Origin of the sequence: Streptomyces sp. NPDC002790 (assembly GCF_040295505.1) — a bacterium.
In the GTDB taxonomy this organism is placed as follows: domain Bacteria; phylum Actinomycetota; class Actinomycetes; order Streptomycetales; family Streptomycetaceae; genus Streptomyces.
Genome location: NZ_JBEOVM010000019.1, coordinates 30,759 through 44,763 on the forward strand (window position 1 = coordinate 30,759; position 14,005 = coordinate 44,763).

The 14,005-nt window shown below is 70.8% G+C and carries 11 protein-coding genes; all 11 read right to left on the reverse strand.

Annotated features, from left to right (window positions below; translation table 11 throughout):
- Positions 1-126 precede the first annotated feature (126 nt).
- On the reverse strand, positions 127-2,655 hold the full coding sequence (locus ABT004_RS12375) for an FtsX-like permease family protein (RefSeq protein ID WP_351334752.1): 2,529 nt from the start codon (positions 2,653-2,655) through the stop codon (positions 127-129).
- Positions 2,652-3,482, reverse strand: a complete 831-nt coding sequence (locus ABT004_RS12380; RefSeq protein ID WP_351334754.1) for an ABC transporter ATP-binding protein — start codon at positions 3,480-3,482, stop codon at positions 2,652-2,654. The genes ABT004_RS12375 and ABT004_RS12380 overlap by 4 nt, the downstream gene beginning before the upstream one ends.
- 175 nt (positions 3,483-3,657) lie before the next feature.
- Positions 3,658-3,861, reverse strand: a complete 204-nt coding sequence (locus tag ABT004_RS12385) for a DUF6126 family protein (RefSeq protein WP_351334757.1) — start codon at positions 3,859-3,861, stop codon at positions 3,658-3,660.
- Positions 3,854-4,507: a helix-turn-helix domain-containing protein gene (locus ABT004_RS12390; RefSeq protein ID WP_351334759.1), complete on the reverse strand. Its 654-nt coding sequence runs from the start codon at positions 4,505-4,507 to the stop codon at positions 3,854-3,856. The genes ABT004_RS12385 and ABT004_RS12390 overlap by 8 nt, the downstream gene beginning before the upstream one ends.
- A gap of 116 nt (positions 4,508-4,623) precedes the next feature.
- Positions 4,624-6,009, reverse strand: coding sequence for an aspartate aminotransferase family protein (locus tag ABT004_RS12395; protein WP_351334761.1), 1,386 nt, complete (start codon positions 6,007-6,009; stop codon positions 4,624-4,626).
- Positions 6,006-7,931 carry a 1-deoxy-D-xylulose-5-phosphate synthase gene (dxs, locus tag ABT004_RS12400; RefSeq protein ID WP_351334764.1) on the reverse strand — a complete coding sequence of 642 codons (1,926 nt, stop codon included), beginning with the start codon at positions 7,929-7,931 and terminating at the stop codon, positions 6,006-6,008. Before dxs ends, ABT004_RS12395 begins: the two co-directional genes overlap by 4 nt.
- Before the next feature lie 33 nt (positions 7,932-7,964).
- Entirely contained in the window at positions 7,965-9,128 is a 1,164-nt protein-coding gene (gene ispG / locus ABT004_RS12405) for a flavodoxin-dependent (E)-4-hydroxy-3-methylbut-2-enyl-diphosphate synthase (RefSeq protein WP_351334767.1), read from the reverse strand.
- 7 nt (positions 9,129-9,135) lie between these two features.
- Positions 9,136-10,158: an adenosyl-hopene transferase HpnH gene (gene hpnH / locus ABT004_RS12410; protein WP_351334769.1), complete on the reverse strand. Its 1,023-nt coding sequence runs from the start codon at positions 10,156-10,158 to the stop codon at positions 9,136-9,138.
- 6 nt (positions 10,159-10,164) lie between these two features.
- Positions 10,165-10,821, reverse strand: coding sequence for a phosphorylase family protein (locus ABT004_RS12415; RefSeq protein ID WP_351334772.1), 657 nt, complete (start codon positions 10,819-10,821; stop codon positions 10,165-10,167).
- Positions 10,821-12,827 (reverse strand): squalene--hopene cyclase, encoded by a 2,007-nt coding sequence (shc, locus tag ABT004_RS12420; RefSeq protein ID WP_351334774.1) that lies wholly within the window; start codon positions 12,825-12,827, stop codon positions 10,821-10,823. Before shc ends, ABT004_RS12415 begins: the two co-directional genes overlap by 1 nt.
- 101 nt (positions 12,828-12,928) lie before the next feature.
- Positions 12,929-13,996, reverse strand: a complete 1,068-nt coding sequence (locus ABT004_RS12425; protein WP_351334777.1) for a polyprenyl synthetase family protein — start codon at positions 13,994-13,996, stop codon at positions 12,929-12,931.
- Positions 13,997-14,005 lie beyond the last annotated feature (9 nt).

A 14,005-nucleotide genomic window follows, 5' to 3' on the forward strand; every position in this document is an offset into this window, starting at 1 on the left:
CGGGCTGGGCCCAGGCGCCACACGGGCTGGGCCGGGGCGCCACACGGGCCGGGCGCGAGCGACGCATGGGCCGGCCCCGAGCGTCGCAGGACGCCCGGCGTCGCCCACCCCGTTCGAGGTCCGCCGTCACCCCTCCCTGTCGCGAAGTGCCGCGCGGGCGGGGAGGGTCACGGCGAGCAGGCCGAGGCACACCGCGCTTGCCGCGAACGTGCCGTACAGCAGCGGCGGTATGTACGGGGACTCACCCGTCATGCCGCGCATCATCGGGGTCAGCGTGATCATCGCGATGGCGGTGCCGAGCGCCACCCCCGCGGCCGATACCAGCAGGCTCTCCCAGCGGAGCATCCGCAGCACCTGGCGGCGCGTGGAGCCGACGAGGCGGAGCACCGTCAGTTCGCGACGGCGGTCCAGGACCGTCATCACCAGTGTGTTGACCGCCGCGACGGCGGCGAAGCCGCCCAGGACCGCGGCCATCATGTAGTTGGACCATGCGCCCATTTCGCTGTCCACGCTCTGCTCGACGGCGTAGCCCGAGGCGTCCGTGACCTTGCCGAGTGCGGTGAGCGGCGCGGCGTCGCCGCCGCGCACCAGCAGCGTGCTGTCGAAGGCCGATGTGACGTGTCCTGACAGGGAGGCACGGTCCATGGTCACCGCCGCCAGCCCGAGGCCCCGGCCGTACACCGCCGCGACGTGCGGGCGGGCCTTCGTGCCGTCGGGGAGACGGAGCGGCAGCCTGTCGCCCACCTTCACCTTCGCCGCCGTGGCGAGGGTCTTGTCGATGGCGATGCGGTCCGCGCCCACGCGATCCAGGCTTCCGGCGCGCACATCCAGATCCTGCACCTTGGCGAGCTCCGCGCCCGAGCCCGAGATTCCCTGGGCCGCGGTCGCCTGCAGCGACGTCTCCCCACCCGAGTCGACCGGTATGAGCACCTGCGTGTCCAGCAGGCTCACAGCCGCGTCGACACCGGGAGTGCGGGCTGCCCGGTCGGCGGCGCCCGCGGGCAGACCTGCGGGGTTGGTCACGACGTGGTCCGCCGTGATGCCGTCGCGCAGCTGGTCCGCGGACACCTTGCTCTCGCTTGTGTGCATGAAGACCAGCGTCGAGGCGAAGGCCATCGCCAGCACGATTGGCGTGATCGCGGAGGCCAACCGGCGGGAATTCGTCCGGGAGTTGGCGGCCGCCAGCGAGGCCGAGGCGCCACCGCCACGCAGCAGCAGGCCGAAGAGGGCCGCGCACAGCCGGGCCAGCAGCGGGCCGAGCAGGGCGACGGCGAGCATGAAGAGCATGACGACGCCGAGCGAGGCGTTCGCCGCGTCGGCGCCGGCGGTGGAGGCCGCGACGCCGGCGAGCACCGAGCCGCCGCCGAGGGCCGCGACGCCGAGCACGGTACGGATGACGCCCGGCCGCAGCCGCTCCACCGAGGCCTCGGCGAGCGCCTGCCCCGGCTTGATCTTCGCCGGCCTGCGCCCGGCGATCCAGCCCGCGCCGAGCGCCGTGAGCAGCCCGGTCCCGACGGCGGCGACCAGCGGGATCCACGAGACGTGCAGCTCGACCGCCTGCGGGACGGCCCCACGGTCCTTCAGCTGCCCGAACCACCAGTGCGCGAGTCCGATGCCGGGCAGGCACCCCAGCACCCCGGCAAGCGGCGCGACGAGCAGCGCCTCCGCCGCCACCGCCCGGCGGATCTGCCGCGGGGTGGCACCGACAGCCCGCAGCAGCGCGAACTCGCGGGTGCGCTGGCCGACGGAGAGGGCGACCGTGCCTGCCGCGGTGAACACGGCCACCACCGTGGCGATCCCGCCGAAGGAGCCGCCGAGGGCGGTGAGAGTCTCTTTGGCGTACGCCAGGCCGTGGTCCTCGACCTCGCCGCGGTCGTCGCCGGTGAGCACCTGCGCGCCGGAGCCGGCGAGCGCCTTCTCCACGGCACTGGCGAGGGCTCCGGTGTCGGCGCCGTCCTTGGCCAGGACCGCGATGGCATCGGCCTTGCCGGGGTGCCCGGACAGCGCGGGGGCCTCGGCGTCGGCGAACCAGGCGGTGGCCCCGCTTCCGGCCGCTGAGCCTGCCGCCGCACCTGCCGCCGCGGTGTCCCCGGCCCCGGCCTTGGCGATGCCGGACACCCGGAACTCCGCGCGTCCCGCCGCCGTTTCGAGCGCGACGGTGTCGCCGACGTCGGCCTTCGCCGTTCGGGCCGCCGCGGCGTCGAGCGCCACCTCTCCCCTGTGCGGCGCGGCGCCCACGGACAGCGCGGTGCCGGTGAAGGCGTGCGAGCCCCAGCCGTGGCCGGTGAGTGCGCCGGTTCCCTGCCGCACCGGGAAGGTGAAGTCCGCCACCGCGGCCTCGGCGCCCGGCGCGTGGGCCGCCTTCGCGGCGAGCCCGGCGTCCACGCGCGCGGTGTCCGGGAGCGGGTACGCGGATTCCTCGGGGCCGTCGATGGTGTCGGCGACAACCCGCGCGGACTGGTCGGCCGCCGCCACGACCGGCGCCTTCGCGTACCGCTCCGCCGGAACCGAGGCGCGCACGCCCGACTCCAGCAGGCTGCCGCAGGCCGCGACGATCAGCGCCGACATCAGCAGCGCGACAAAGGTGCCCGCGAACGAGGCGGGCTTGAAGCGCACGGCCGCTCGCGCGAGGCCGTTGGGCGCGAGGCTCCTCATGCCGCCGCCCCCGCCATCACGCCCACGCGGGAGGTACGGGCGGCGAGCGTCGCCATCCGCGCCGCGATCTGCTCCGCCGAACCGCGCTCCAGGCTGTCCGCGAACGCACCGTCGGCGAGGAACAGCACGCGGTCGGCCCAGGCTGCAGCGGCCGGGTCGTGGGTGACCATGACGACGGTGGCGCCGAGCATGTCCACCGCGTGCCGGAGCAGGCCGAGGACCTCCGCGGCGGTGCCGGTGTCGAGGGCGCCGGTCGGCTCGTCGGCGAACACCACGTCGGGGCTCGTGACCAGGGCCCGGGCGACGGCCACACGCTGCTGCTGACCACCGGAGAGCTCGCCCGGCCGGCGCCGCGCCTTGTCCGCGAGCCCGACCTGCGCGAGCATCGCGGCCGCCCGGCGGCGGTCCTGGCGGCGCCCGGCCAGCCGCATCGGCAACAGAACGTTCTGCTCAACGGTCAGCGACGGCAGCAGATTGAACGCCTGGAAGACGAAGCCGAGGCGGCTGCGGCGCAGCTCGGTGAGGCTGTTCTCGTTCATGCCGGTGATCTCCGTGCCACCGAGGCGCACGGATCCCGCAGACGGCCGGTCGAGCCCGGCGGCGCACTGCAGGAAAGTGGACTTGCCTGACCCGGACGGCCCCATCACGGCCGTGAACGTGCCGCGCGGCAGAGCGAGGTCGACGCCCGCGAGGGCGTGCACCGCGCCGGCCCCGCGCCCATACTGCCGCCGCACACCGCGCAGTTCCACAGCGAGACCCGGCGTACCGGCCGGCACCTCCGGCCGGTTGCCCTCCGTCGCCCGCCGCTTTCCCCTGCGTAGCCTCATGGCCCTGTCCCGCCCTCTCGTACTCATCCTCGTTCTGATCCGACGGGGAGGAGTGTGCGAGAACGAACGGGTGCCTGGCGTCATACCCGGGAGCCAAGATGGAGGTGCTACCGCAGTAGGGGGTCCGCCCCCACCGACTGCTCCCTCACTGACTGCTCCACCACTGACTGTTCCCTCACTGATTCCCGCCCAGCGTGAACAGCAAGTAGATGAACCCCGCCAGCGCATGCCCTGCGAAGACGTACACGAGGACCCGGATCAGGATGCCGCGCGGGAGCTTGTCCTCAATGACCACGCGGCGGGCCGGGGCCGGGGCCAGAGTCGCCTCGGTCGGGTCAGCCGCACCGGTCGTGTCAGCAGTATCGGCGGTGTCAGCCATGACGGGTCTCCTTCAGCAATCCCGCTGACGGCCCGAGGCACAGCGCGGCCGTCGGGCTCTGCAGCAGGGTGTGGACGAAGAGGAAGTCGACGCCGCCCCGGTCGACGGCGGCGATCCGGTGCGGGGTGAGCGAGTCGAAGTGGGAGCTGTCCCCCGGATCGAGCCGGTAGGACGTGTCCCCTAGCCGAAGCCGTAGGCGGCCCGACAGGACGTACAGCCACTCCTCCCCCGGATGCACGCGTACGACATCGCCCTGGGACCCGTACGGCGCGTGGACCTGCAACGCCTGCATGCCGCGGCCGGGCGACCCGGCCTGCCGGTACGTCCAGCCCCCGGCCTCCGTGGCCTCCATCGTGCCGCCGCGCACGACCGCGTCCCGGTCGGCAGGGGTCTCGCCGAGGAGTTCGGATACGGTCGTACCGTAGATACGGGCCAGTGACAGCAGCATCGGGAGCGAAGGCTGACGCTGTCCGGTCTCCAGGCGTGAGAGGTGCGCCGGCGACAGGCCGGCGGATCCGGCGGCGGCCTCCAGGGTGAGGACCGCGCGGCGGCGCAGTTCGCGGAGCTGCGGCGCGACGGCGGGGAGTTCCGGGGGTTCCGGAACCTCCGCACCGTCCGCCTCGTCCGGCGAGAGGGCAGGGCTCATGCTGTCGATTCAGCCAGAGCCGTGCCCCTCCGGCAACTTTCTTGCCTCAGAGGCAAAAACCCGCACCAAGGCAGAAGCCCCCGAAGCCACCCGCCGCCGCAGCGGCCTCAGCACCCTCAGCGATTCGCCACCGCCTGCTTGATCAGCGTCTTACTGAAGTCCCACATCAGTCCGCCCCCACTGTGCGCGTCATCCATGACCGCCGTGAACGCCTCGACGAACCGTTCCACGTCGTCCTCGTTCACCATCAGCGGCGGGATCAGTTTGATGACTTCGAGGTGGTCGCCGGAGACCTGGGTCAGGATCCGGTGCTTCTGCAGCAGCGGCACCACGACCATCTGCGCGAACAGGCCCTTGCGCGCGGCCTGCAGCATCGTCCAACGGCTGCGCAGTTTCAGGGACTTGGGGCGGCCGAACTCGATGCCGATCATCAGGCCGCGCCCACGGACGTCGCTCAGCAGCTCGTAGCGGTCCACCAGCGCGCCGAGCCGGGCCATCAACAGGTCGCCCATCGCCCGAGCGTTCGCGACGGTCTCCTCGTCCTCCATGACGGACAGGACGGCAAGGCCCGCCGCCATCGCCTGCGCGTTGGAGCCGAAGCTCGCCGAGTGGACGAGGACCCGGTCCATGGACGAGTAGACCTTCTTGAAGATCCAGTCCTTGCCGAGTGTCGCGCCGACCGGCACGTACCCGCCCGACAGCGCCTTCGCGACGCACACCAGGTCGGGTTCGACGCCCTCCTCGTGCTGGTAGGCGTAGAAGTCGCCGGTGCGGCCGAGGCCGGTCTGCACCTCGTCCGCGATCAGCAGCGCCTTGTGCGCCCGCAGCAGCTCCTGCGCGGACCGCAGATAGCCGGGCGGCGCCTCGTGCACGCCCTTGCCCTGGATCGGTTCGACGATGAGCCCGGCGACGTCGCCCTTCTTCAACTCCCTTGCCAGCGCGTCGAGATCGCCGAGCGGCACCGGGGTGTCGGGCAGCAGCGGGGCGAAGCCGTCGCGGAAGCCGTCCTCCCCGTTCACCGACAGCGACCCGGTCGTCAGGCCGTGGAAGGCGTGCGCGCAGTACAGGATTCGCGGCTTGCCGGTCGCGTACCGCGCGAACTTCAGCGCCGTCTCCACCGCCTCCGTACCGCTGTTGCCGAAGAACACCCGGTCCAGGTGCGGGCTGTGCGTCAGCAGTTTCTCGGCGAGCAGGCCCGGCAGCGGCTGGCAGTCGAAGCGGGTCAGGTCGGCGAGCGAGGCGTCGAGGACGTCGTGCAGTGCCTTGCGTACGACGGGGTGGTGCCGGCCGAGGCCCATGACACCGAATCCGGCGAGCATGTCCAGGTAGTCGTTGCCGTCCGCGTCCCAGAAGTGCGCGCCCTCGGCCCGCTCGTAGACCTTGTCGAAGCCGATGGTGTGGAGCATCTTCGGCAGCTGGTGGTTGAGGTACTTGGCGTGCAGCTCGTACCGTTCGGCGCCGCGCTCGGCGAGCAGCGTGCCGAGGTCGAACTCCTTGCTCATGCGTTGATCTCCCTACCGGCGCTCATACCTTGCTCTCCGTTGCTCTCCTTGCCCGCGGTGAGATTCAAGCTGGTGCTGATCCGGCCCGCGATCTCCACAGGTGTCAAGCCGATGTCGGCGAGCACCTCGCCTCGTTTGGCGTGTGCCAGGAACTGCTCGGGGATGCCGAACCTCCGTACGGGTACGTCGACTTCGGCCTCGCCGAGCGCGAGCGCGACGGCCGAGCCGACGCCCGCCGCCTTGCTGTTGTCCTCGACGACGGCGACCAGTTCGTGCGCGGCGGCCAGCGGCGCGAGGTCGGGGTCGACGGGCTTGACCCAACGCGGGTCCACGACCGTGCAGTTGATGCCGCGCGCCTCCAGCAGTTCGGCGGTCTGCAGGCACACCGGCGTCATGACACCGACCGACACAAGGAGCACGCGCGGCTCCTCGGCCCGGCGCAGTACGTCGATGCCGCCGACCCGGTCGACCGCGGCGATCGGCGCGCCCACCGACTCCTTGGGGAACCGCAGCATGGTCGGCGCGTCGTCCACGGCGACCGCTTCCCGCAGCTGGGCCCGGAGTTGGTCGGCGTCGCGCGGCGCAGCGATCCGCAGGCCCGGCACGACCTGGAGCACGGACATGTCCCACATGCCGTTGTGGGAGGGCCCGTCGGCGCCGGTGACCCCGGCCCGGTCGAGCACGAAGGTGACCCCGCACTTGTGCAGTGCGACGTCCATCAGGAGCTGGTCGAAGGCCCGGTTGAGGAAGGTCGCGTACACCGCAACGACTGGGTGCAGTCCACCCGTTGCAAGTCCCGCGGCCGACACGGCGGCGTGCTGTTCGGCGATCCCGACGTCCCACACCCGCTCGGGGAACTCCTGCGCGAACTTCGTGAGCCCCACCGGGTGCAGCATCGCGGCGGTGATCGCGACGACGTCCTCGCGTTCGCGCCCGATCGCCGCGATCTCGTCCCCGAACACCGAGGTCCAGGAAGGCCCGTTGGAGGGTGCGAGCGGCTCGCAGGTCAGCGGGTCCATCACGCCGACCGTGTGAAAGCGGTCGGCCTCGTCGGCGAGCGCCGGCTCGTAGCCGCGCCCCTTCTCGGTGAGGCAGTGCACAAGTACCGGTCCGTGGAAGCGTTTTGCTCGCCGCAGGGCGGATTCGACGGCGCCCATGTCATGGCCGTCGATGGGGCCCACGTACTTCAGGCCCAGGTCCTCGAACATGCCCTGCGGCGCGAACGCGTCCTTGAAGCCCTTCTTCGCGCCGTGCAGCGACTCGTAGACCGTGTGCCCGACCACGGGGGTCTTCAGCAGCACATCCTTGCCCCAGGCCAGCACCTGCTCGTACGAGTCCGTGGTGCGCAGCGTCGCCAGGTGGTTGGCGAGGCCGCCGATCGTGGGCGCGTACGAACGCTCGTTGTCGTTGACGACGATGATCAGCGGCCGGTCCTTCGCGGCCGCGATGTTGTTCAGGGCCTCCCAGGCCATGCCGCCGGTCAGCGCGCCGTCGCCGATGACGGCGACGACGTGCCCGCTCTCCCGCTGCACCTGACGCGCCTTGGCGAGGCCGTCGGCCCAGCCGAGCGCCGTGGAGGCGTGCGAGTTCTCCACGATGTCGTGCTCGGACTCCTCACGTGAGGGATAGCCGGACAGGCCGCCCTTGCCGCGCAGCTTGGAGAAGTCCTGGCGGCCCGTCAGAAGCTTGTGCACGTAGCTCTGGTGGCCGGTGTCCCACACGAGGCGGTCGACCGGCGATTCGAAGACCCGGTGCAGCGCGATGGACAGTTCCACCACTCCCAGGTTCGGTCCGAGGTGTCCCCCCGTCCTCGCGACCGCGTGAATCAGGAACTCCCTGACCTCGTGGGCCAGTTCGGCGATCTCCTCCTCGCTCAGTGCCTTCAGGTCGCGCGGCCCTCGGATGCTTTCCAGAATCGTCACGCTCGAGCCCCCTTCCCGTCCGTCGTTAAGAACTCAAGCGACGGTGACGTCGGGAACCCCCGACGCGGCGCCGTCCTTCTCCATCTGTTCGGCGATCTTCATCGCCTCGTCGATCAGCGTCTCGACGATCTTCGATTCGGGGACGGTCTTGATGACCTCGCCCTTGACGAAGATCTGGCCCTTGCCGTTGCCGGACGCGACACCGAGGTCCGCCTCGCGCGCCTCTCCCGGACCGTTGACCACACACCCCATGACGGCGACCCGCAGCGGCACTTCCATGCCGTCGAGCCCGGCGCTCACCTCGTCGGCGAGCTTGTAGACGTCCACCTGCGCACGCCCGCAGGACGGGCACGACACGATCTCCAGGCGCCGCTCCCTGAGGCCGAGCGACTCCAGGATCTGGATGCCGACCTTGCACTCCTCTGCGGGCGGCGCGGACAGTGACACCCGGATGGTGTCGCCGATGCCCTCGGAGAGCAGCGCACCGAAGGCCACGGCGGACTTGATGGTCCCCTGGAAGGCGGGCCCTGCCTCGGTGACACCCAGGTGCAGCGGATAGTCGCAGGCGGCGGCGAGCTGCCGGTACGCGTTGACCATCACCACCGGGTCGTTGTGCTTCACCGAGATCTTGATGTCCCGGAAGCCGTGCTCCTCGAAGAGCGAGGCCTCCCACAGTGCGCTCTCCGCCAGGGCTTCCGGTGTCGCCTTGCCGTACTTCTGGAGCAGTCGCCTGTCCAGCGAGCCGGCGTTGACCCCGATGCGGATCGGTGTGCCGGCGTCCGACGCCGCCCGCGCGATCTGCTTCACCTTGTCGTCGAACTGCTTGATGTTGCCCGGGTTCACGCGCACCGCCGCGCACCCCGCGTCGATGGCGGCGAACACGTACTTCGGCTGGAAGTGGATGTCCGCGATCACGGGGATCTGCGATTTGCGCGCGATGGTCGCGAGCGCGTCCGCGTCGTCCTGCGTCGGACAGGCCACGCGCACGATCTGGCAGCCGGAGGCGGTCAGTTCGGCGATCTGCTGGAGCGTCGCGCCGATGTCCGACGTGCGGGTCGTGGTCATCGACTGCACGGATACGGGTGCCCCGCCGCCCACGGCCACCGGTCCGACCTGGATCTGACGGCTGACTCGCCGTTCAGCGATGGGTCGGACCGGTACCTCGGGGAGGCCCAGTGAGACGGGCTCTCCGTTCATGACGCGCTCACCCACGGTTCCCGGCGACGGTCTCGGACATGGCGCGGATGGACTCCTTCAGCGACCCCATGGTGGCGAGCACGGCGGTCGGCTCGTAGCCGCAGTGCGCCATGCAGTTGTCGCAGCGCGCGTCCTTGCCGCGGCCGTACGCGTCCCAGTCCGTCTCCTCGATGAGCTTCTTGTACGTCGTCACATACCCGTCGGCCATCAGATAGCAGGGCTTCTGCCAGCCGAAGAGCGAGTAGTTGGGGATGGCCCACGCGGTGCACGGGAAGTCGACCTTGCCCTCGAGGAAGTCGAGGAACAGGGGCGAGTGGTTGAGCCGCCACCGGCGCCGGTTGCCGCCCGCGAAGGCCTTCTTGAACAGCTCGCGGGTCTGCGTGACGCCGAGGAAGTGGTCCTGGTCGGGCGCCTTCTCGTAAGCGTACGCGGGCGAGATCATCATCTCGTCGACCGCGAGGTCGTCGTTGAGGTAGTTGAGCACCTCGATGATGTTCTGCGGGGTGTCCGTGTTGAAGAACGTCGAGTTCGTGGTGACACGGAAGCCGCGCCGCTTGGCCTCCTTGATCGCCTCGATCGCCTCGTCGAAGACACCTTCCTTGGCGACGGACTCGTCGTGCCGCTCCCGCATGCCGTCGATGTGCACGGTGAAGGCGAAGAACGGGGACGGCGTGAACTTGTCCATCTTCTTGCGCATCAGCAGCGCGTTGGTGCACAGGAAGACGTACTTCTTCTTGGCCACCAACTGGCGCACGATCTCATCGATCTGAGGGTGCATCAGCGGTTCGCCGCCGGCGATGGAGACCATCGGGGCGCCCGATTCGAGGACGGCGCCGACGGCCTGCGCGACGGGCATGCGCTGCTTCAGCACCCCGGCCGGGTGCTGAATCTTTCCGCATCCCTCGCACGCGAGGTTGCAGGCGTAGAGCGGCTCCAATTCGACGATGAGCGGAAACTTGTCCCGCCGGCGGATCTTCTGTTCAGCGAGATATGTCGCAACCTTGATGGATTGACGAAGCGGCATGGCCATCTGGGCTCACCTCCGAGGGAGCAGCAACGAACGGTGCCATTCAAAAAAGGCGGGTAGGACGGCACGAAGGACACGGAAAGCCGATAGTCCACCGCGAACGGTGCCGATCCTGACGAGTTCATGTTCTGGAGCGTCCACGACCACCCGGACGGCGGCAACCGGACGCCTTCCGGCCACACCGGCCGCCCGCAGGGTCGCGGCCGACTCCATGTCCACGGCGATCGCGCCGGTGCTGAGCAGGTCGGCGCGCTCGTGACCGCGCACCACGTGGTCCGAGCCGGTCAGCGGCCCGGTGTGCACGGTCTTGCCGGGCACGGCCCTGACCAACTCCTTGACCAGGAGTTCCGTGCCCGTGCACGGCGTGCTGCCGTGCCCGTCACGGGTCTCCTCGGCCACGACCAGGTCACCGGGGTGCATTCCGGGCGCGAGCCCGGCGCAGAACCCGGTGGCCACGACGGCGGCGTCGCGCAGCACCGCGTCACCGAGGGCGCGGGCCACCGCGCTTTCGGCGGCCTTGGGCCCCATGCCCGTACGCAGCACGGTCACGGGGCTCGTGGCCCCGGCCCGGCTGCCGCTGCGCAGCGCGAGGTGCTCGATGCCGAGCGCACAGGCGACCAGCAGCGGCGCGGCCTGCGGCGACCGGTCCGTCGGCGATGCGGTCATCAGCTCCCCTTGGCGGCGGCGCCCAATCCACTGAACGGCTCGCCGTTGACGTACCGGCCGAGCGCGGTCAGCGGGAACACCTGCCGATACAGGTGGTAGTTGATCGAGAAGTCCCAGGGGAAGCCGGTCCCGGTGAAGAACGGCTCGTCCCAGGTGCCGTCCTCGGTCTGGGTGTCGGCGAGGTACGTGACGCCGCGCTCGACGGCCTTCGACTCCCGTTCGCCGGCCGCGAGCAGCGCGAGCAGCGCCCAGCCGGTCTGCGAGGCGGTCGAGGCGCCGTGCCCCTTCCAGTCCTCGTAGCGGTACGAGCGCAGGTCCTCGCCCCAGCCGCCGTCCTCGTTCTGGACGGACTCCAGCCAGCTGACGGCCCGTCTGACCGCGGGGTGCGAGGCGGGCAGCCCCGCCGCGATCAGGGCGGGCACCACGGACCCGGTGCCGTAGACGTAGTTGACGCCCCAGCGGCCGAACCACGCGCCGTTTCCCTCCTGTTCGGCGAGCAGCCACTCGATGCCGCGCCGGGTGCGCGGGTCGCGTGTATGGCCCTCGATGGCGAGCATCTCGACGACGTGCCCGGTGACGTCGGCGGACGGCGGGTCGATGACCTCGCCGAAGTCGCAGAACGGCAGCCGGTTGGGGAACGGGCTGGTGTTGTCGACGTCGAAGGCGCCCCATGCGCCGTTCTTCGACTGCATCCCGAGGTTCCAGCGCACGCCGCGCTCGATGGCCTTCTCGAGGCGCGCCTTGTCGGGGTGGGCCACGCGGCGCAACGCGAGCACGACCTCGGCGGTGTCGTCGATGTCGGGGTAGTTGTCGTTGTCGAACTCGAACGCCCAGCCGCCGGGCTCCAGTTGGGGCTTGCGTACGGACCAGTCGCCGGGCCGGTCGATCTGCTCGGTGATCATCCACTCGGCGGCCCGGACGAGCGCCGGGTGGTCGGCGGGCAGGCCCGCGTCGGCGAGCGCGATGGTCGCCAGGCACGTGTCCCACACCGGCGACTGGCAGGCCTCGATCATCCGGGCCCCGTCCTCGCGCCACACGACGAACCGGTCGAGGGACGCCAACCCGGCTTTGAGGACCGGGTGTTCGAGGTCGTAGCCGAGCAGGTGGAGCGCGATGACGGAGTAGACGGCGGGCGGCTGGATACCGCCCCAGCAGCCGTCGTTCTCCTGGCGCTCGATGATCCAGCGGGCCGCGGCGTTGACGGCCGCTTTGCGCAGCCGCTTCGGGGCCACCTTGTGGTAGCCGTGCATGATCTTGTCGAGCCGCTGGAACGCGCCGTCCCAACTCGCCACCGGGGCAAGGGGCTTGGCGGGGTTCGGGTCGCGGGCGTCGGTGTGCAGCTCGTCCAGCGGGAACGGTGCGGGGCGCACCGGGCGCTTCGCGGAGACCACGGTGAGCGGCACGATCGTCTGCCGGGCCCAGCAGCCGAAGTCGTAGATGTTCAGCGGCATCCACTTGGGGAAGTAGATGAGCTCCGGCGGGAGTTCGGGGAGGTCGTCCCACTTCCACCAGCCGAACAGAGCCAGCCAGATCCGCGTGAACACACGGGACTCGGCGATGCCGCCGCGCTCGCGTACCCACGCGGAGGCCTTGGCCATGTGCGGGTCGTCCGGGGAGTCACCGGCAAGGCGCAGCGCGACGTACGCCTCGATGGTGGTGGACAGTTCGCCCGGCCCTCCGTAGAAGGTGGCCCAAGTGCCGTCCTCGCGCTGCTCGCCGCGGATGAACAGGGCGGCGGCGTCGGTGGTCGCCTTGTCCCTGATACCGAGGAACTGGCGCAGCAACAGGTCTTCGGCGTCCATCGTCACGTTGGTGTCGAGGTCGCCCTTCCACCAGCCCCGGTCGTCCTGCCGCGCGAGCAGGAAGTCCGTGGCACGCTGTATGGCTCGTCCTGCGGCGACTTGGGTCCCGGCCGCCGCGGGGGTTGTGTCGGTCAGTTGGGCAGTGGTGGCCGAGGTCGTCTGCGGTGCCGTGGCTCCGGAGCTTCCGTCGGTCGTCGCTGTCATGGCTATCCCTTCATGCAGTGGTTCTGATGCTGGGTAACCGTCGGCCGGAGCCCTGGCGGGACACCGGCCGGCGACTGCGAGTCATATGCGGCCGATAGTGATCATCTCTTTCGTACGACAACGAAGTCGGCGAGCGCCACGAACTGGGCGCGCACCGTGGCTGACATCTGGACGGAGTCCAGGGCTTCGAGGGCGACGGCGTACTGGCGCCGCGCTTCTTCGGCGGTCCACTCGCGCCCGCCGGCCTCCTCGATGAGGGCGGCGCGGGCGGCGAAGTCCGCCTCGGTGAAGGTGTCGAAGTCAACGTCCTTGGCGTCGGCGGCGAGGAGCTCGCCGAGCTGCTCGGAGGCCGGGCCCCCTGCGCCGAGGGCGGCGACGACCGGGAGGGACTTCTTGCGCTGGCGCAGGTCGCTCCAGGTCTGCTTGCCGGTCGACTCGGGGTCGCCCCAGATGCCGAGCAGGTCGTCGACGGCCTGGAAGGCGAGGCCCAGGTGGTAGCCGTACTTCTCCAGGGCGTCGGCTGTCGCGTCGTCGGCGCCGCCGAGGACGGCGCCGATGGAGGAGGCGCAGGCGAGCAGTGCGCCCGTCTTGTTGCCCTCCATCTCCAGGCACTCGACGACGCTGACGCGCTCGCGGTGCTCGAAGCCGATGTCCTGCGCCTGGCCGTCGATGAGGGCGCGGGTCGCGGTGGTCAGGCGGCGCGTGGCGCGGCCGGCGTCGACGGTCTCCAGCTCCAGGATGACCTCGTTGGCCAGCGCGAAGAGGGCGTCGCCGACGAGGATGGCCTGGGCGGGGCCGTGCACCTTCCACACGGTGTCGCGGTGGCGGCGCTGCTCGTCGCCGTCCATCAGGTCGTCGTGCAGCAGCGAGAAGTTGTGGACGAGCTCGACCGCGACGGCGCCCGGCACGCCGACCTCCGGGTCGGCGCCCGCGGCCTGCGCGGACAGCACGGCCAGAGCGGGGCGCACGGCCTTGCCGCCGTCACCGTCGGCCGGGTTGCCCGCGGCGTCGATCCAGCCGAAGTGGTAGGCGGCGACGGTGTCCATCGGTGCTGCCAGGCGGTCCACCGCCGCCTTCAGCACGGGGGTGGCCAGGGTTCGGCCGCGCTCCAAAAGCGCGGTCACGTCCACCGCGTCGGCAGCCTCTGGGGCCGAGGGCACAGGTGGCACAGTCTCTCC